This is a genomic window from Lacticaseibacillus pantheris DSM 15945 = JCM 12539 = NBRC 106106 (assembly GCF_001591865.1).
Taxonomy (GTDB): Bacteria; Bacillota; Bacilli; order Lactobacillales; family Lactobacillaceae; genus Lacticaseibacillus; species Lacticaseibacillus pantheris.
Map to the genome: position 1 here is coordinate 1 of NZ_BCVS01000045.1, position 18,277 is coordinate 18,277.

15 protein-coding genes and 1 pseudogene are annotated in these 18,277 nt (G+C 53.3%); 6 read left to right on the plus strand and 10 right to left on the minus strand.

From position 1 onward, the window contains the following. Window positions 1–248: 248 nt before the first annotated feature. From LPA02S_RS06215 to LPA02S_RS06225, 3 genes are all read right to left on the minus strand, one after another. Window positions 249–818 carry a GNAT family N-acetyltransferase gene (locus tag LPA02S_RS06215; protein WP_054650325.1) on the minus strand — a complete coding sequence of 190 codons (570 nt, stop codon included), beginning with the start codon at window positions 816–818 and terminating at the stop codon, window positions 249–251. Window position 819: 1 nt separating this feature from the next. Then, window positions 820–1,323 (minus strand): YbaK/EbsC family protein, encoded by a 504-nt coding sequence (locus LPA02S_RS06220; RefSeq protein WP_054650327.1) that lies wholly within the window; start codon window positions 1,321–1,323, stop codon window positions 820–822. A 77-nt stretch (window positions 1,324–1,400) separates the two neighbouring features. After that, window positions 1,401–2,180: a MurR/RpiR family transcriptional regulator gene (locus LPA02S_RS06225; protein ID WP_054650329.1), complete on the minus strand. Its 780-nt coding sequence runs from the start codon at window positions 2,178–2,180 to the stop codon at window positions 1,401–1,403. 112 nt (window positions 2,181–2,292) lie between these two features. On the opposite strand from LPA02S_RS06225, the gene pfkB reads away from it, so the two are divergent. The 4 genes from pfkB (at window position 2,293) to LPA02S_RS06245 (ending at window position 6,425) form a co-directional block, all read left to right on the plus strand. After that, window positions 2,293–3,216 carry a 1-phosphofructokinase gene (gene pfkB / locus LPA02S_RS06230; protein ID WP_056956591.1) on the plus strand — a complete coding sequence of 308 codons (924 nt, stop codon included), beginning with the start codon at window positions 2,293–2,295 and terminating at the stop codon, window positions 3,214–3,216. Between the two features lie 33 nt (window positions 3,217–3,249). Then, window positions 3,250–5,205 carry a fructose-specific PTS transporter subunit EIIC gene (locus LPA02S_RS06235; RefSeq protein ID WP_056956590.1) on the plus strand — a complete coding sequence of 652 codons (1,956 nt, stop codon included), beginning with the start codon at window positions 3,250–3,252 and terminating at the stop codon, window positions 5,203–5,205. A 211-nt stretch (window positions 5,206–5,416) separates the two neighbouring features. Beyond that, window positions 5,417–5,863 carry a hypothetical protein gene (locus LPA02S_RS06240; protein WP_054650331.1) on the plus strand — a complete coding sequence of 149 codons (447 nt, stop codon included), beginning with the start codon at window positions 5,417–5,419 and terminating at the stop codon, window positions 5,861–5,863. Window positions 5,864–5,924: 61 nt separating this feature from the next. Next, window positions 5,925–6,425, plus strand: a complete 501-nt coding sequence (locus LPA02S_RS06245; RefSeq protein WP_225350287.1) for a GNAT family N-acetyltransferase — start codon at window positions 5,925–5,927, stop codon at window positions 6,423–6,425. 303 nt (window positions 6,426–6,728) lie between these two features. Here LPA02S_RS06245 and LPA02S_RS06250 read toward each other — a convergent pair whose 3' ends face one another. From LPA02S_RS06250 to LPA02S_RS06280, 7 genes are all read right to left on the minus strand, one after another. Then, a complete protein-coding gene (locus LPA02S_RS06250; protein ID WP_056956589.1) occupies window positions 6,729–7,592 on the minus strand; it encodes a GRP family sugar transporter in 864 nt (287 codons plus the stop codon). Window positions 7,593–7,978: 386 nt separating this feature from the next. Next, window positions 7,979–8,452: an SsrA-binding protein SmpB gene (gene smpB / locus LPA02S_RS06255; protein ID WP_054650333.1), complete on the minus strand. Its 474-nt coding sequence runs from the start codon at window positions 8,450–8,452 to the stop codon at window positions 7,979–7,981. A 31-nt stretch (window positions 8,453–8,483) separates the two neighbouring features. Next, window positions 8,484–10,850, minus strand: coding sequence for a ribonuclease R (gene rnr / locus LPA02S_RS06260; protein WP_056956588.1), 2,367 nt, complete (start codon window positions 10,848–10,850; stop codon window positions 8,484–8,486). Between the two features lie 70 nt (window positions 10,851–10,920). Further along, window positions 10,921–11,643: an alpha/beta hydrolase gene (locus LPA02S_RS06265; RefSeq protein WP_054650335.1), complete on the minus strand. Its 723-nt coding sequence runs from the start codon at window positions 11,641–11,643 to the stop codon at window positions 10,921–10,923. A gap of 248 nt (window positions 11,644–11,891) precedes the next feature. Further along, window positions 11,892–12,128 carry a preprotein translocase subunit SecG gene (secG, locus tag LPA02S_RS06270; RefSeq protein WP_056956587.1) on the minus strand — a complete coding sequence of 79 codons (237 nt, stop codon included), beginning with the start codon at window positions 12,126–12,128 and terminating at the stop codon, window positions 11,892–11,894. 136 nt (window positions 12,129–12,264) lie between these two features. Then, window positions 12,265–13,803 (minus strand): ClC family H(+)/Cl(-) exchange transporter, encoded by a 1,539-nt coding sequence (locus tag LPA02S_RS06275; RefSeq protein ID WP_439950850.1) that lies wholly within the window; start codon window positions 13,801–13,803, stop codon window positions 12,265–12,267. Window positions 13,804–14,159: 356 nt separating this feature from the next. Then, window positions 14,160–14,813 (minus strand): MIP/aquaporin family protein, encoded by a 654-nt coding sequence (locus LPA02S_RS06280; protein ID WP_056956585.1) that lies wholly within the window; start codon window positions 14,811–14,813, stop codon window positions 14,160–14,162. Window positions 14,814–15,118: 305 nt separating this feature from the next. Between LPA02S_RS06280 and LPA02S_RS11670 the strand changes: the two genes are divergently transcribed. Then, a complete protein-coding gene (locus tag LPA02S_RS11670; RefSeq protein ID WP_156470997.1) occupies window positions 15,119–17,398 on the plus strand; it encodes a LysM peptidoglycan-binding domain-containing protein in 2,280 nt (759 codons plus the stop codon). A gap of 486 nt (window positions 17,399–17,884) precedes the next feature. Beyond that, window positions 17,885–18,277: pseudogene (locus LPA02S_RS06290) on the plus strand (LysM peptidoglycan-binding domain-containing protein); the annotation flags it as partial.

An 18,277-nucleotide genomic window follows, 5' to 3' on the forward strand; every position in this document is an offset into this window, starting at 1 on the left:
CGCAGCTCGTTTCCATACGCACGAATAACGCGGGAGCACCGTAGCATTGGCCATCAACTTAAAGGAAACCCGCACTTGTCCTTTTGGTTAGAGTTGCTTATGCGGCGTCTTCTGGCCTGCGCAGCTCGTTTGCATACGCACGAGTAACGCGGGAGCACTGAGGCATTCCCAACCAAACCAACGTTAACCAGTTTGGCCTTTTGGTTAGAGTTACCCATGCCTCGTCTCCCAGCTCTGCACTCCCACCACTACTTCAATTCCCGACTCATATGCCGATACTCATGCGTAAACAGCTGCACGCGACCATCCTCAACGAATCCTTCCCGTTCGTACAGGCTGGCGGCTTTGGGGTTGTCAAGATCGCACAGTAGCCCGACACGCAGGGCGCCATTGTGCTGCTGATGACGGCATGCGGCGCGCAGCAATTGCGTACCCACACCACGGCCGCGGGCACTGTCCTTCACCGCCAGCAGGTCTAGGTACCATTCTCCCGGAAAGCTCTCGTGATCTGGAAATAAATCCCGTCCATCGGTAATCCCAACTTCAGGCAAAAATGGCGCGAAGGCCTCATCGATATGCTCTTCATCTTCGGCAGGATACCCGACGCACACGCCCAACACTTCGTCGCCCGACACCGCAACAAGCGTGTGGGCAAAGCTGTACCGGTACGGCGCCACGCTAAAGGCGCGCGCAAACACCGCGTTGACGTCCGCATCCGCCATCGCCATAATCTCCGGTATCTCCATTTCATCAAACACCACCTTAATGAGTGGTGCGGCCTGAACACCATCTGCTGGTGTTGCTGGTCGAATCTGCATACTACCCCTCCTGCACCTTTGTGCCATCAATACTGGTAATTTGGGGCTCCACCCCGAGATTGCGTAAAAACCGTAACAAGTCCGCCGAGCTAATCACCGCAGTTCGTGCCGGGTCCCCAAAGTGGAACCCCAGCGCGGACCGGCCGGTTAGCTGACGACTGATAATGACTCGTACCGGCGTATCCTCAGCCAGTACCAGCGGACTTACGAGTCCCGGCGCTACACCCATAGCTGCGGCCAACTCCTCATTAGTAGCCATCCGGACGCGGCTGCGACTCACGCCCATAACGCTAGCCAACGTGTGTACATCAACACGGTTCTGGTCGTCCTGGAGTACCAAGACCAGTTTGCCATCCACACTAAACAGGATGTTTTTCACCACAATTACGCCCGCAAATGCCGCTTCTTGATCGTCTAGCATCCGCCGAACGGGCGCGTGCTGGATAACGCGATATTTAACTTGCAGACTGTCTAATCGCTGTAAGTATTGCTCTGGTAATGTCATTATGTTCAACCACCTATCCTTACGAACCATTTTTCACTATCAGCCGGACTGGGTCAACGGCCGAAAGTCCTAGTTTGTTAACCGTTACCTTGATCACCATTGCCGCAATTTCCTGCACCCTGCTCCCGCATCCGCACCACGTAGGCATCCAGCAAAATACGGCAAATAACCTGCAGGGGTAACCGGGAATGGACCTCGTAATCCGGGAAGTACGACTCCGCCGACTTAAACCCGGTCAACAAGATATCGGTGGAATGAGCCAGTGGTGCGTCGGGGTTCGTGGTCACCGTGACGATGGGCACCCCGCGCGCTCGCAGTCGTCGGGCTGCCGTCACCAGCTCCGGTGTTTCACCGTTGAGGGAAATAAAGATTGCGCACGCCGTCGTCGGTACCCGCTCCGCGAGCGTCACGATAATATTGGGATCATGCAACGTCTGCGTATACTTCCCCGCGAGCTGAAACTTGAGCGTCATCTCGTCAGCAATCATCTCCGAGAGGCCACGGGCAAAGATGTACAGCATCTGCGCGCCAGCAAACTGCTGCACACTGTCCTCAATGGTGGCAATATCCAGCTGGTTGATGGTTTGTTGAACCTCCCGCAGGTTGGCGGTAATCACCTGACGAATGTTGTCGTCAGCCGCCCGCAACACGGCGGGTTCCTCGTCACCTGGGTGCCCCGCCGAATGCCGAAAATCAGTGTACCCGGAATAACCCATTTTCTTCATGGTGCGGACGATGGTCGCCGTCGATACGTTCGCAAACTCAGCAAACTCAACGATCGACATCCCCATAATTTGTGCACGTTGCCGGTCAATCAAATCAACCACGTATTGTTCGCTAGCGCTGTATTTACCCATTTTGATTCCTTCCGTAAACTTTTTCAGTCATTTAGCGTGTAATCGCTGCCATTTAGAAAACATTTTCGGTCCGACCTGCGTTATTCTCAGTATGTTAACAGGAGGTGCAGCCATGATTTATACATTAACTTTGAACCCAGCAATTGATTTATTCATTGATACGCCCCGCATGGATGAAGGCGTGGTGAACCGGACCAATAGTTACGACGTCCAGGCCAACGGTAAGGGCGTCAACGTTTCATTCATTCTACAACGGTTACACGTCCCGAACCAAGCCCTGGGCATTGGTGGCGGCTTCACGCTGGACTACATAAGTCAGCAGCTAACCGCCGCTGGCATCACTAACGACTTTGTCGATAGTGGTGGCACCACCCGCATTAACGTCTTTGCCCACGTTCAGGATGGCCACCGAGAGTACAAGTTGGTGAATCCCGGTCCGGTTGTCGCCAGCAGTGCCCGCCAACAGCTGGTGGACAAACTGGCGCGGTTAGGCCATGGGGACGTCCTCATTATTTCGGGTAGCTTTGCGCAAGGTATCGAGCCGGATTTCATCACTAGCGTCGGGCGCATGTCCGCCCAGCAACATTTCCGGCTCGTCATTGATACCTCTTACCCCACGGTGCTCGACACGTTGCAGTACCACCCGCTGTTAATTAAACCCAACAACGCGGAACTAACAAGTTGGTTTGGCCTCCCAGCTGATGCTGACACCGACCAGTTGGTCCGCCTAGGTCACCATCTCAGGGATCGGGGCGCACAAAACGTGCTCATTTCCCGGGGCGGTGCGGGTGCCATCCTGATTGGCGAGCACGACTACACCGGGTCGGCCCCCCGCGTCAACGTCCTCAACTCGGCGGGTGCGGGCGACACGATGCTTGGGACGTTTGTAGCGGGATTAGTCAACGGCAAAGACGCACCGGATAACCTCCGCATGGCGCTGGCAGCCGGAAGCGACACGGCCCGTTCCGCATGGATTACTGATTTCCAGCACGTTGACGAATTAGCTGAACAGGTACAAATCAAGCAACTGTCATGATCGAGTTAACTTACGGACAAGGAGGAAAAAAAGATGGCAAATTATGATTTAATTGCCGCGACCGGTTGTGCAACGGGGATTGCGCACACCTACATGGCTGAAGAAGCACTAGAGCAGGAAGCCAAGCGCCGTGGCCTGACCATTAAGGTGGAAACGCATGGACAAACGGGGGTGGACGACCCGCTAACCCAGGAAGAAATCGACAACGCACGGGCAGTCATCATCGCTTCGGACATCGATGTGGACGCTGACCGCTTTGCGGGGATGCCCCTGATCATGGTCCCCGTCGCCGCAGGGATTCGTGATCCCGGTAAACTATTTGACGAGGCGTTAGCCAAAGACGCACCCATCTACAAAGCTAACCAATCCGCTAAGGCTGCTGCCACCGGCAATACACAAGGCGGCGGTCTGGGGCACCTAATCTACACCAGCCTGATGAACGGGGTATCACACATGTTGCCGGTTGTCGTCGCCGGTGGTGTACTCACCGCCATTTCGTTTTTCTGGGGTATCTATTCGGCTGACCCCAAGAGCGACCAATTCAACGCCTTTGCTGCCATGCTTAATTCCATCGGTGGCACCACTATGGGACTCATGGTCCCCGTACTCTGTGCCTACATTGGTGAAGCCATCGCCAAGCGTAGCGGGCTGATTGTCGGCTTTGCCGTGGGGATGATTGCCCTGAACGGGGGTACCGGCTTCCTCGGTGGTATCGTCGGTGGTTACATCGCCGGGGCCGTAGTGATTTTGCTGCAGTATTTGCTCAAGCCCCTGCCCGATAAAGAATTTCGGGGACTCAAAGCTATCTTTCTTTATCCCGTTCTCGGGGTTTTCATCGCCGGAGTAATTATGTGGGTGATTACCAAGCCAATGGCTGGCATTAACACCGGCATGATGAGCTTCCTGAAGGGGATGCAAAACTCCGATCCCATTATTCTGGGCCTCATCGTGGGGATTATGTGCGCATCTGACTTTGGTGGACCCATTAACAAAGCCGCATACCTTACCGGGACGGCGCTGTTGGCCCAGGGCAACACCCTGTTCATGGCTGGTGTGTCCGCTGCCTGCATCGCCCCACCGATTGCGACCGGTATTGCGGTCTTGCTCAATCCCAAAGCATACACAAAGGACGACCGCAGTGCGGGCTACGTCAACTTCCTGTTGGGTTCCACCCACATTACCGAAGGCGCCATCCCCTTTGCCGCTAAGAATCCGTTACTGAACATCCCGTCATTTATGTTGGGTTCCGCCATTGCGTCAATCCTCACCTACATGAGCCGCATCAAGGTGCCGGCACCTCACGGGGGCTTCATCATCCTGCCGCTGGTTAACCATCCCATTTTATGGGTAGTCTACATCCTGATTGGGGCCGCGGCTTCCGGTGTGCTACTAGCGCTAATTGCCGGGCACTCCGCAAAGAAGCACGGTGTGAGCCAGAATTCCGTATCGCTAGCCGGACTTACTGGCGACGAGGCGGTCGCCGCTATCGCTCCGGAAGCGGCCACAGCAGCGCCTAGTGATGCTGAGGCGACTAATGCTGACAATAATCTGGGTGATATCCTTACCGCTGACGACGTGGTGCTGAACGTCCAAGCCGCAACCCGAGACGACGCCCTGCACCAGCTGGCTGAACTCGCGGTCCGGAACGGTATCGCCGCGGATGCGGAGGCCGTATACCAGAAGTACCTTCACCGTGAGAGTGAGGGCTCAACCGGTATGGAACAAGGTATCGCCATCCCCCACGCACAGGACGCCACCATTAACCGCTCGGCCATGCTGGTAGTACGATTGCAGCAACCCGTTGAGTGGCAAACGTTCGACAATCAACCCGTCGACACCCTGATTAGCTTTCTCATTCCGGAACATGACAACGGTGCACATCTCCACTACCTGAGCAACACCGCTAAACTCTTGACGCACCAGAGCTTTATCAAGCAACTCAAAGCGGCGCACACACCAATGCAAATTTTGACACTGTTTAAGGAGTAGCACGCCAAGGTTAATCCGTAATACGCAAACACGACCCAGTGGCATTTACCCCAAAGCGGGGAACTGTTACTAGGTCGTCTTTGTGTGCTTCAAACTGGCGTTAACTAATATAGCCCGTGTACGAACGGAGTATTAGGGACATCGTAAAAACTTCCCGCGTGCAGTATAATCAGCGGGTAAGCACTTTCACGTAACATGGAGGGGAACATTCATGCCTAAACAACGGGTAATAAACGGTTTAACGCTTGTTTCGCTGTTAGTCCAACTAACCTTAATGGTCTCACTACAGGAGCAATTAGTTGCTACCATGCCTAAGATTATTACTATACTCACGGGCAACATCATCAATACCATCGGCGGCACCGGCAGCATTCTTGCGCCTGCAAGCATTTTCTTACTGCTGATGGCCGTGCTCGCGTGGGCCCTGACGGTAATTGCTCACGAAATTGCCGGACGGCCTGAGCCAAGTATCAGTATGTGGTCCGGCTTAGTCGCTGTGCTGAGTCCCTATGTAATTGCGTTATCATGGTCGGTTCTGCTTACCTTTTTCGATTTACAAAGTGGGGGCACCATCTTAGCAATCATTAGTACGGCTGTGCTGTTCGTTTGTATCTTACTCAAACTGCTGCACCACCCGACGGCCACTCAGAACGGCTAACGTGCGCACAACCGTTCCAACACCATAGATCAAACCGACACACTTACTGGGAGGCTCGCCATTGACCGAGTTTATCATCAAACCTACTGAACCCTCAACCGACTTTGCGGCCATCGCGCAAGTTTACTACCAGACCTGGATGGCGACATACCGGGGCCTAATAGCGGATGGCTATTTACAGCAGCTATCCCCATCTACGTGGCACCCTGAGCGCCGCTGGCGGAACACTATCATTGCCAGCACTACCAAGGGCGAGATTGTTGGCGTATGCAGCTTTGGGCCTAGCCGCATGGATACTCACACCGGTTGGGGTGAAATATACTCGCTCTACGTTCTGCCCGCTTACCATGGGGCGGGTTTGGGCCGGAAGTTACTGGATGCCGCCATGACGAGGTTACGGACAAAGTACGACCACATTTTCTTGCTGGTGCTGGTTGGCAACCAAGCAGCACAGGGTTTCTACCGGCACGTAGGATTTGGCGATACGGGCAAACGGCGTACTGACCAGGTTCCTGGCGCCACGCTAAAGGAAGCGTACATGGAGTGGCGTGGTGAACTGTAGTCAGACTAGCGCGAGCGCTTGCCCTGGAAAGCAGGCCACGCAACCGCGAATAGTAGCAATGCACCAACAACCCAACACAGCAATCCGCCATACGGAATTACCGGCATCAAAACTAGTACAACAATTTGCAAAATAATTAGGCTTAGCACCAAAAAGTTAATGCGCATGTTGCACCCCCAGGTCTCGTTCCAGCATCGACGACAAAACTACGGTTAAGTGTATAATGTGGTGCCAGATTCGTAAAGCGTTTTCACCGAGGACGATCAAAAAGGGTGTTCACACGCGCGGCCACCCACTTTAATTTTATAGAAACGCCGTGACGACACTACCAACAACCACCAATAGCAGTCCTAATAGCGTGAAGGTCATTGCTCGACCACGCCGCGCTTCATGCAGAACGAACATTCCACCCAGAGTCGAAATCACCACGTTCAGCTGGGTGATGACGTACGCAGTCGCCACACCGTTGGCCTTAGCAGAAAAGATGTAGGCCAATGCAGACAAGCTGAACACAATCCCGACAATTCCGTTTTTCCACGTTGCCGCCTCACTGAATGCCTTTCCCTTAGACATTACCAGAGCGTAGACCGACGCACCCAGGAAAATTCCGAGCATTTGCGGGAAGAAGTAGCTCATGCCACTCTTGTCGGCCAACAACGGTATTTTTGGGAGCACACTGTAGATCCAGTACCCGATGGTGGTAGGTAACAAAGTTGTCAGTGCCGCAGCCATAGTGCTGTTGTCCTTACCGTCCGACTTTTCACCCACAGTCGTCATCAGCACCCCAACGATAATCAGGGCAATCGCTAGGAACCCGAACACACGAGCGCCAGCTCCCTTCCACTCACCAAACATCAGCACCCCGATTAAGGAAGTACCAACCAACTGGAACCCAGTGGACAAGGGCATGGTCTTCGAAACGCCGATACGGTTAAAGCTGATGTACTGACCGGTTTGCCCAATTACCCAAAAGGCACCGGACAATAAGCTCATCCAGAACGCCGCACCCGTGACCATGTTGGTCAACAGTAACGTGACTAAACCGACCAGCAACGCGCCCAGGCCGGTCCCCAAGATCTGGTTAGTTTCCCTGCCACCCATCTTGCTGATGATCATCGGCTGAATGCCCCAACCAATTGCTGGAATCAATGCAATGAGAATGTTCATTTGAAGTTTGTCATCCTTTCTGAAATTAACGTTAAAGTTAACGGTAACACTAAAGCGTATCAATGTGCCACAAAGATACCCAGGTGTCATATTTTCACAATGTCATGAGGGCCGCGTGTACGGCCCACTATTAATGATTAACCATACAATTGTACCGGAAAGGTGTATACCAATCAATTCGGTTAGCACCGTATCTGGACAAAGCCGTTATGTTTACCAATGTAGTTAACAATGTAAGCGCATAACGTTTGAACCATTGCTATTCTGAAACGGACCTGTATACATGCGTTACCAAACATTACCGCCAAAAATATTTACCGAATCGTTAGCATATAAAAAAGCCACCGCCATCCCGGACAACATCCGTAATGACGGTGGCTTTAATTCTAGTAGCGTTCCTTTATGGCCCGCGCAATTTCCCGGTCTTGGTCCCGCCGCCTGAGCGTTTCCCGCTTATCGTAGTTGTGCTTACCAGCGGCAATGCCTAGCAACACCTTTGCGTACCCATGCTTCAAGTAAACTCGTAAAGGCACAATGGTTAGACCCTTACCGGCCGTGGCCTCGTCCAACTTACGAATTTCCTGCTTGTGCAGCAATAACTTCCGGTTACGCAGCGGATCCACGTTGAAAACGTTACCCTCTTTGTACGGGCTAATATGCACGTTCTCCAACCACGCTTCGCCATTCCGAATGCGGGCAAAGCCATCCTTAAGGTTCATCTTGCCGTCCCGGACCGATTTAATCTCGGTGCCTGTAAGCGCCAGACCCGCCTCGTACGTGTCGCCAATATTGTAATCGTGTCGCGCCTTCTTGTTCTGCGCCAGCAAGTTTGCCGGCTTCTGTTGGTGCTTTTTAGCCATGTTGACGCCCCCTTCCGGCGAAACGAGTGTATTACTTACGCTTCATGTGCATCTGGTTAAACGGTTGCTGACCCTTCTTCTGGCCACCGCGCTGCTGTCGCTGACCACCGTTGCGGTTGTTACCGTTACGGTTATTACCGCCAAAACTAGGCTTGCCACCATGGTTGTTGTTCCGTCGCGGCTGCGGCTTCTTGATGTCGCTAGTGTCAAAGTTGGCTTCAGGCGCCTTGTCGGGATCGACAATGGCAAAGTCAACGTTATGCTGTTCAACGTCCACGTTCTCCAGACGTACCCGAATTGGCTGGCCAATACGGTACATTCTGTGAGAACCAGCACCAACCAGCGCCATTTGTTGTTCAACGAACTGGTAGTAGTCGTCGGTCATGTTGCTAATGTGCACTAGGCCTTCGACCGTATTCGGCAGCTGTACGAACATCCCGAAACTCAGAACGGACGAGACCACGGCATCGAATTCCTGGCCCACTTTGTCCTGCATGTATTCGGCCTTCTTGAGGTCGTCAACCGCACGTTCGGTATCGATGCTCCGGCGTTCGGCAGTGGACGTCTGGACCGCGATATCTGGCAGTACCTGCTTCCACTTGGCCTTCACGTCCTCGCTGGTGCTGTGGGCGTACTGGCGAATCATCCGGTGCGCGACCAAGTCGGGGTACCGGCGAATTGGCGAAGTAAAGTGTGAGTAATACTTTGCCGCCAAACCAAAGTGTCCCAGTGGGTCCGGTGAGTAACGCGCCTGCTGCAGGCTCCGCAGCAACTTCACGTTCACCATGGCCTCTTCGGGTGTGCCGGCAACGTCCGTCACCACCTGCTGGAGCATCCGTGGCGTCACGTCTTTGCCCTTCACGTTATGAATCTGAATCCCAAAGGTGGCCAGGAAGTCCATGAATTCCTTCATCGAATCCTTGTCTGGCTGCTCGTGGACACGGTACAGGAACGGCAGGTGAGCATCGTAATAGTGCTTAGCCACCGTTTCGTTTGCGGCCAACATGAAGCTTTCAATCATGCGTTCCGAGGTGCCGCGTTCGCGCAGCACGATGTCGATAGGGTGACCATCATCGTCCACCACAATTTTGGCTTCGTTTTCTTCAAAGTCGATGGCACCGCGCTCATGGCGCATTTTGTATAAAATTTCGTGCAGCTTACCCATCTCGGTCAACATGGGCATCAATTCCTGGTGATCACCCAAAACTGAGGTGTCCCCATCCAGGGCCTTGTTGACGTTATTGTAGGTTAAACGCCCGTGAGAACGGATCACGCTCGGATAGATATCGTGGTTCACCACGTGCCCGTGTGCATCAATTTCCATATCACAGCTCATTGCCAGGCGGTCAACATCAGGGTTCAACGAACAAATACCGTTACTCAAACGGAACGGTAGCATCGGAATCACCCGGTCCGTCAGGTAAGTGGACGTCCCACGATCGTAGGCTTCGTCATCAAGCGGCGTGCCCGGCCGGACGTAATAAGATACGTCCGCGATGTGTACACCCAGGTGGAAATTACCGTTGTCGAGGCGCCAAACCGTGACGGCATCGTCAAAGTCTTTGGAGTCATCCCCATCGATGGTCACCACTGCCTGGTCGGTAATGTCGCGGCGGCCGGCCCGGTCCGTATCCAGCACGTGGTCAGGCGTACTTTGCGCCTGATCCAGCACCTCCTGGGGGAAGTTGGCCTTCACGTGGTTGGACATCACGATGCTCATGATGTCGACACCCGGGTCATTCTTGTTTCCCAGGTTCTGGCTCATCATCCCCGTCATGCTTGCTGGATGAACGTTATCCGGGTAGTGGGTGATTTCCACCATCACCATGTCGCCCGCCTGGGGGTGCATGCCGGTGTCTTCAACCAAGATTGGGTACTTGTGAATTTTCTTGTCTGGGCTCGTCACGGTCCCGATAAAACCAGTTTGACGGGCTTCCTTGTCGGGCAGTGGCTGGAATTCGCCCACTAAGGACGTGTACTTGTGACCCGTAACCTTAGTGACTTCACCGTCAGCCCCCCGGGTATCGCCCGGTTTAGCGGGATGGAGGATGTTAATCTCCACCGTGTCCCCGTCAATCGCGTTCTTGGTGTTCGGCGGCGCGATAAACACGTCGGGATCCGTTGAATCCTCGACGCTCACAAAGCCGAAGCCCTTATCGTTACCACGGAAAGTCCCCACGATGACCGCTTTAGGGGCACCCAGCGAGTACAGTTCCTGCTCGTTTTGATGAATAAAGCTATCCTTCATCAAGCCGTTGAGCGCGGTGACCATGTTCTTGATATCGGCACTATCCTTCAACTTGAGAGCTCGTTGTAGCGAAGCGACCGAGTAGTTAACTTGGGCGTTACGTCGAAATAACCCCAGTAATTCATTACGTATGTGACCAACAGTGGTCATGTTCTACCTCCACGTGGGTCCGGATGAATCGGTACCCACTTCTTCTTTTCAAAGTATTTGATTAACAATTTTAAAGTCGCCCCAGAAAGCCCAGCACGTCGCGGCCTAACTGCACCTGACTCCGCGGATCAGCAGTCAGAATGTGATCCGCCTGCGGATACCAGACCAGGGACGCGGGTGCATGACGAAACAAGTGGAGCGATTTGAGTGCCGTACCCGGGGTAATCACCGAGTCTTGACCACCCTGGGCGAAAAATACCGGCACGTGTACGGAGCCGGCAGCCTCAATCGTCGCGTGTGCAAAGTGGCGCAGGGCCTGCCGCTGGGCATCGATTGCCGACGTCACGTCACCGTCAGCCCTTTGGCCCGACTCACGCTCGATGTAATCCACGTAGCCGTGCACGGTCCGCGCAAAGTACGGCGACCCATCCACAAGCGGCGTGGCGAAGGCTCCGCCACCGATTACGTTCGGCATGGTCTCTAAGGCACGCAAAGCAAAGTTGCCACCCATGGACAGCCCAAACGCCGCCACATAATGGTGATTGCGTTGCATAGCAGTAATGGCCGCTTGCGCCTCCCGCCACCAATCGGCGGGATGGTAGTTGAGCGGACCCAACGGGGTTTTCTCCGCATGCCCGCTAAAAATGGGGGCACTCACCGCATAACCGGCCGCGTTGAGGTCACGCGCTAATAAGCGCATGTCCCGACTACTGCCGGTAAACGAATGGAATAAAACTACACCGGGCAAGTCTGGTCGCCCAGGCAAAATAATTGGTTCGGGGTAATTCAGCAAGTGTGGTACTCCTTTCGCGTAAACACCAGTTTAAGTGAAACTCATGGGGGACGAACACCTCGTGCATGTCGGCCCCATACCCAGATGTTTAGTTATGGACGCACCTCTTCCGTTAAACACCCCACTCACCAGACCCGCTATTGCGCAGGTACCGTATCCCTAGCGGACAATATGGACGGAAATTAGCACCGTTAGTATAACAAAAGTCCCCCGGTCATAAACGGGAGACTTCGGTCGTGGCACTTAGTTTAGTGCGAAGCAATGTATGCTAACGCAATGGCCAACCCGAAGAAGACCACACCTAAAACCAACGTGACTTTTTCCATAAATGCTTCAAAGCCCCGGGACTTGGTGTGCCCTGATGGGTCCATTGACCCACCCGAGAGGGCGCTCAAGGCGTCCTGTTGCTTGGATGGTTGCATCATTACCGCGATAATGATCAGAACTGAGTCCGTGATCAGCAGTGTGGTCAATAGTGATTGCACGATTATTCCTCCGTGTCCGTTCAGAATACTAATAACATGCTACCACAAATGCCTTTGGTTGCATAGATAAAACGGCTCAAGTTTCCTTACAGTTCTAGGTGACTTGTACAAAATATTCTGTCTAAATCTGTAAAGACTAGTCGGCAAGTGGTTGGGCAGCCGCTCCGCCAACCACCTCACGGACGTGAACTTGGCGACTAGTGTCGGTCATCACAACGAGCGTATCCCCCGCACGAATCATGGCCGAACCTTGCGGAACAATGCGGTGCTCGCCTCGGCGAATTTCAACCAGCAGGCTTCCACTCGGCCAGGTGAAGTCACGGACCTGGTGCATGTCCAAAGTTGAACCGGCAAAGACGGGGACTTCAAACGTGACCGGATGGTGGAGGCGACTGAGATTATCCGGAACCGTCATCCGGCTTAGCAACGCGGCATATATCGGCTCCCCGCCAAAGATATCCGTGGTCACGTATGCCACCAACGCCACAACGGCGAGCGGCAACAGGTGTCCCAGGTTGCCAACCATTTCGGTAATTAACAAGATTGCGGTAAACGGGGCCTTACTAATACCGGCAAAGTAACCGGCCATGGCAAAAATCACCAGGTTAATCACGTACTGACGTGGCAGCAATCCCATTCGCGCCATCGCCACCCCGTAAATGGCGCCGATAACGGCACCCAACGTCAAAATGGGAAGAAAGATTCCACCGGGCAGGCCAGAGCCATACGCAATCATCGAGTAAACAAAGCGGACAACGAACAGTAGGCACAGTGCCGACAACACTGGCATTTTCCCGCCTAAGTTCAGAATAACGGCGTTCCCGCCGCCTAACACCCGTGGCATCCAAAACCCTAGTGGAATAATCAGCAATAACGGCACAATGCCGTGCGCCACCCTGGGCAAGGGAATGTGCGCATACCAGCGTGGTAGTGCCAATAACACCACGTTGTACAGGAGCCCGAGTAGTCCCAGGATGATTCCTAACAGCACTAGGTGCCAATACAGGTTAGCCGGTAAGCTGTGCGCGTACGCAATATGTAAGACTGGCGTGAGCCCAAACACCCGCATGGACACGTAATCAGCAGCCACTGCCGACGCCAGACTACTCATCCATACCAACGGGCTAAAGTTGTGGTAAACCTCCTCCAGCACGAACATTACGCCCGCAATTGGTGCATTGAAGGCTGCGGCCAATCCTCCGGCCGCGCCGGCCGCAATGAGAACCCGGCGCTCACTGCCGCTTTCATGTCGTCCTGCGGCCACACCTTGGCCAACCGCGGCGCCCAGTTGAATTGAGGGACCCTCACGGCCTAAAAACAGACCGGAGCCAATGGCAAGGACACCCGCAACGAACTTGCGCCATAAAATCCGCCACCAGTGGAACTCCATCGTCCCCTGCAACTGGCCCTCAACTTGGGGGATACCGGAACCGCTAATGTTTGGCTCCTGATGCAGCAGTATGGCCGCAATCACGGTTGTGAGTACCCCAACACCGACTACAACGCCCACGGACAGCAGGTTCGGGTGCATATATACCGACTGAATCCACTTCAACATGGTGGCAATACATAACCGGAACGTTGCGACCACCGTGCCGGATAGAACACCGACCACGAGACCCCAGCCAATAAAATGTAATCGTGAGCCATCAACCAAGCGTCGCATCGTCACCATCATCCCCCATGAAATGTTCAATGATTTTAGTATATGCCTTGCGCGGTAGTTTAGTCGAATAAGTTAGCGAGTTGCTGCGGTAGTGGTTAGCGGCCGCGTTGGTCGAACCGGTAAGCTGCGGATTACCGATCCGACCGACGCGGCCATACGCTACTGTGGAAATTGCTTCTCTGGGCGCGGGACCAGCCCTCCAACCGGAGTCACCCCGCCAGTACGGCCAGAGCCGTCAACCAGAATCACCGCGCAAGTACATCAAGCACCCCGGTCTTAGAGGATGTTTGACCGCAAACAAATAGGCATCCCCGTTACAGTGACGCCCATCATCTATTGGAACAATTATTCGCTGTCAGCAGTAATTACTTTTGCTCACTGCCCATAAACCGGCTAGCAAAGGCTGCAAGCACCGCACCGACTTCTGGTGCCAAAATATAAACCCACAGGTCGCCTAGCGAATTCCCCTGCGCAAACAGCGCTGGGCCGATTGAACGGGCCGGATTCAGCGAAGCGCCAGTGAGGTTCAAAGCAACGATGATGAACAGCGCCAGGCTGACACCAATCACCAAACCAGCAAACTGTCCGTTGCCATGGTCGGCACTTGTCACGTTGAGGATGATGAGAACGAACAAGAACGTCATCAACGCTTCAACTACAATCGCCATCCACGGGTCAATGACCGTGAAGTCCGTCTGGCCCAGGTTGCTAACTGGTTGTCCTAACGCGTTCACGAACAAAGCCACAAACGCGCTGGCCACAATCCCGCCAAAAATCTGAGCGATGATGTAGCCCACTGCGTCTTTGCCACTCATCCGCTTGTTGATCAGCATAGCCGTCGTCACAGCTGGATTAAAGTGGCCGCCGGAGATACCCCCAAAGGCGTACGCCGAAATCGTGATGGCCAACCCAAACGCGAGGGCAATAGTCAAAACCTTGCCGTTAGCGATTACCACCGCACTGGTACCAATTAACACCAATAAAAAAGTTCCAAGAAATTCTGCCGTATATTTACGCACAACGTTCACTCCTTCCAAAGCTCAATGAAACAATAATTGCAATTTGTGATTGCATATACATATATCATAGCGGATTACACTGGGTCACTACAAGGAATTCGGCGTTATTTATTGCGTTACACTTGACGCACGTGTTTTCGCGTGCAAAGAATCGTTTGCCACGCCCGGCTAACGATAACCCCAGTAATAAATTAAGTCTGCCCCAAAAGCCTAGCGGGACAATGGCATGATGACTTAATATAAAAATATAATTCTTACAAATAATGTTAACCATTCACAAAAGCAGTTTTATTTAGGAGGCCAATATGCCGTCATATAAACACAGCAATTTTAATAAGCATGGTCAAAATAGCCACGGCCAACGTAAGGTAGTCACGACTACTACCGCCCTAGCTACCCTATTCACCCTCGCCAGTGGCATTAGCCAATTCAAATCCACCACCGCTCACACCGTCAAGGCCAGCACGAGCAAGGAACCCGAAACGGGGTCCAGTGCTACTTTGCGGGTTGCGTCAAATAGTAGTGCCGCTACTTCCACAGCTACAAGTAGTAGCGCCAGCTCAGCTGCGGACAGTGGTAGTACCGCGGCCGCAGCTACTAGTGACACCACATCTAGTGAGACGTCAGCTACTAGCAGTAGTGCGGACAGCCGCCAAGCTGCCTCGACGGCCACCAGTGACACCGATACGGTTAGTGATCGTTCCGCTGCCATTAGCGCAAACGTCCCTGACAGCAGTAGTGCCGCTACCAACAGCACAAACACCCCGGCCGCCAGTAGCGCTGACGACAACACAACCAAGCCGACAACCAGTAGTGTTAGTGTGAACGATACTGCCACGACAGCCGCTACCAGCAGCACCGCCACTACTAGTCCGGCCTCCAGCGCAACGAGTAGTGCCGCAACTTCCACTCATAACACCGCATCCAGTGGTAGCGTCGCTGTCACCACGGTGAGCGACGCGACATCCTTGACCACCGCTAAGTCTTCAGCAGCAGCCACTTACGCTACAACCGGGGTTAGTCAGGAAGTGGTCGCAATCTCCGCAACAACCGCTACCAGTACCACGGTTAGCCAACCGGTTTTCAGCTCAACTGCTAGCCTGCAAGCATTCATTGAAAGCATCGAGGACGGTGCCATCGCGGGATGGTCAGAATATGGCGTGTTACCGTCAGTCACGGCTGCACAAGCCATTTTGGAGAGTGGCTGGGGTAAATCCTCTCTGTCAACTTTGGCGCACAACCTCTTTGGTATCAAAGCCGATGCTAGTTGGACGGGAAGCTACGTTACTTACCCGACCCAGGAATACGTTAATGGTGCATACGTGACCGTGAACGCCAAGTTCCGTGAGTACGCCACGAATTCTGACAGCGTTCAGGACCACGGCGCATTCCTCGCCGAAAACTCACGGTACAGCAACATTATTGGCAACACAGACTACGCGTCAGTAGTTAACGACTTACAAAGTGATGGCTACGCGACGGATCCAGCATACGCGAGCTCGTTGCTGAGTATCATTCAACAATATAAATTAACTGCGCTCGACACGATTGCGTTTAATAATGAAACTATTAGTGGTCACCCCGCCAACAGTAGCAGCAACTCGTCATCCACGAACACCGCGACTAATGGCGGTACTGGTACGGGGCCGATAAGCACGAATGTGTATTACACCGTGAAGTCTGGCGACACGCTCAGCGCAATTGCCGACCAGTACAGTACCACGGTTGCCACTTTGGCCAGTCTCAACAGTATCAGCAACCCCAACTTGATTCACGTTGGTGACGTCCTGCTCGTTCAAAGGGGTACGAGTAGCTCAACCACCACAGCCAACACGAGTAGCACTAGTACCACGGACACGTATTACACCGTGCGGTCAGGCGACACGCTCAGCGCAATCGCGGCTAGCTACGGAACCACCGTCGCCACTTTGACATCCTGGAACGGGATCAGTAACGCCAACCTCATCATGGTTGGGCAGAGACTACTGGTGACCAAAGGGGCAACCACGACGACGGCCACCAACACCAATTCAACGAGCAGTACGAACGGGCAAAACTACACGGTCAAAGCCGGTGACACGCTTAGCGCGATTGCCAGTAAGTTTGGCACCACTGTTAACACTATCGCCACGTTGAACGGCATCAGTAACGTTAACCTTATTCACGTCGGCCAAGACCTGGTGATTAGCCGCGGAACCACGACGAGTACAAGTTCAACCAGTACCAGCACGGTGACAACTAGTAACACCACCCATACCAGTACTGGCGTAACCTACACGGTCAAGTCCGGCGACACACTGAGCGCGATTGCCGCAAAGTATGACACCACGGTTGCCAGCTTGGCCGCCAGCAACGGCATTCGCAATGCGAACCTGATCACTGTTGGCGAGCAATTGAAGGTCCGTGGCGGTACCACCTCGACGATGACCAACAACACGACCACCACAACCTACACCGTCAAATCCGGCGACACGCTGAGCGCGATTGCTACGAAGTACGGCACGTCCGTCAGCCGCTTGGCCAGCCTTAACAATATTACTAATACCAACTTGATTATCGTCGGCCAAAACTTGCGCATTAAGTAATACCAGGCGTACCAACTGTCCATGCCTAATTAAAGAATAAAAATACACGCTTGATTCAGTAGACTTTCCTCGGAGGGCTTCTACTGGACCGAACGTGTATTTTTTACGAATGTTTGGACTTGCGTTCAGGGGATTGTTGATGGCAATAACACATCTAGACACAATCAATAAGAGTTTGATATACCCGTAAAAAGACGCTAAAAACGAACAAATTAATTGGCCATGAAAATCTGTAATTAAATTGTAATATTGCCATTAATTATTACGCGCGCGCGGACCAAAACGTACGTTTGGTCGAGATATCCCCGCCAATTCAATGTTTTAAAAAACAATATGGTTGTGAAATACGGAACACAAGTGACCACCAATAAATTGGGACGGTCCATTTGGTCAGAAAAGTTAAGAAAGTGCTAACGTGATTCGACTGGATGTTGTACAATTACTTTGACTATTTCTACGCGAAATGAGTTGAGGAGGGAAATCCACATGGAGAAATATAAACACGCATTCACTGGGAACGCGCACGTCCCCGACAAGAACGTTATTGCCACTACATCAACTATCGCCGCAGCTTTGGCTGTTGCTAGCGGACTCGGACTCAATCAGGTTAGTGCGCACACCAACAATGCCAGCGCGGCCACCACTACAAGTGCTTCTAGCGCTGCAACGAGTACCAGCACACTAGCAAACGCCGAAACCAGTAGCAGTGCCGCGGCCGCCACTACGGACCCGACCAACGATAGCCTTAGCACCAGCGCTAGTTCTAGCACCGCTGCAAGCGAAGCTACCAGCACCGCTACGAGTGATGCAAAGAGTCAGGCTTCTAACGCTAGCTCTAGCGAAGCAACCAGCTCAACGGCTACTACTGAGTCCAGTGCT

Bases quoted from the DNA above. Each gene is read 5' to 3' on its own strand.
- LPA02S_RS06215 (WP_054650325.1), bottom strand. From the start codon at position 818: ATGCAGATTCGACCAGCAACACCAGCAGATGGTGTTCAGGCCGCACCA.
- LPA02S_RS06220 (WP_054650327.1), bottom strand. From the start codon at position 1,323: ATGACATTACCAGAGCAATACTTACAGCGATTAGACAGTCTGCAAGTT.
- LPA02S_RS06225 (WP_054650329.1), bottom strand. From the start codon at position 2,180: ATGGGTAAATACAGCGCTAGCGAACAATACGTGGTTGATTTGATTGAC.
- pfkB (WP_056956591.1), top strand. From the start codon at position 2,293: ATGATTTATACATTAACTTTGAACCCAGCAATTGATTTATTCATTGAT.
- LPA02S_RS06235 (WP_056956590.1), top strand. From the start codon at position 3,250: ATGGCAAATTATGATTTAATTGCCGCGACCGGTTGTGCAACGGGGATT.
- LPA02S_RS06240 (WP_054650331.1), top strand. From the start codon at position 5,417: ATGCCTAAACAACGGGTAATAAACGGTTTAACGCTTGTTTCGCTGTTA.
- LPA02S_RS06250 (WP_056956589.1), bottom strand. From the start codon at position 7,592: ATGAACATTCTCATTGCATTGATTCCAGCAATTGGTTGGGGCATTCAG.
- smpB (WP_054650333.1), bottom strand. From the start codon at position 8,452: ATGGCTAAAAAGCACCAACAGAAGCCGGCAAACTTGCTGGCGCAGAAC.
- rnr (WP_056956588.1), bottom strand. From the start codon at position 10,850: ATGACCACTGTTGGTCACATACGTAATGAATTACTGGGGTTATTTCGA.
- LPA02S_RS06275 (WP_439950850.1), bottom strand. From the start codon at position 13,803: ATGGTGACGATGCGACGCTTGGTTGATGGCTCACGATTACATTTTATT.
- LPA02S_RS11670 (WP_156470997.1), top strand. From the start codon at position 15,119: ATGCCGTCATATAAACACAGCAATTTTAATAAGCATGGTCAAAATAGC.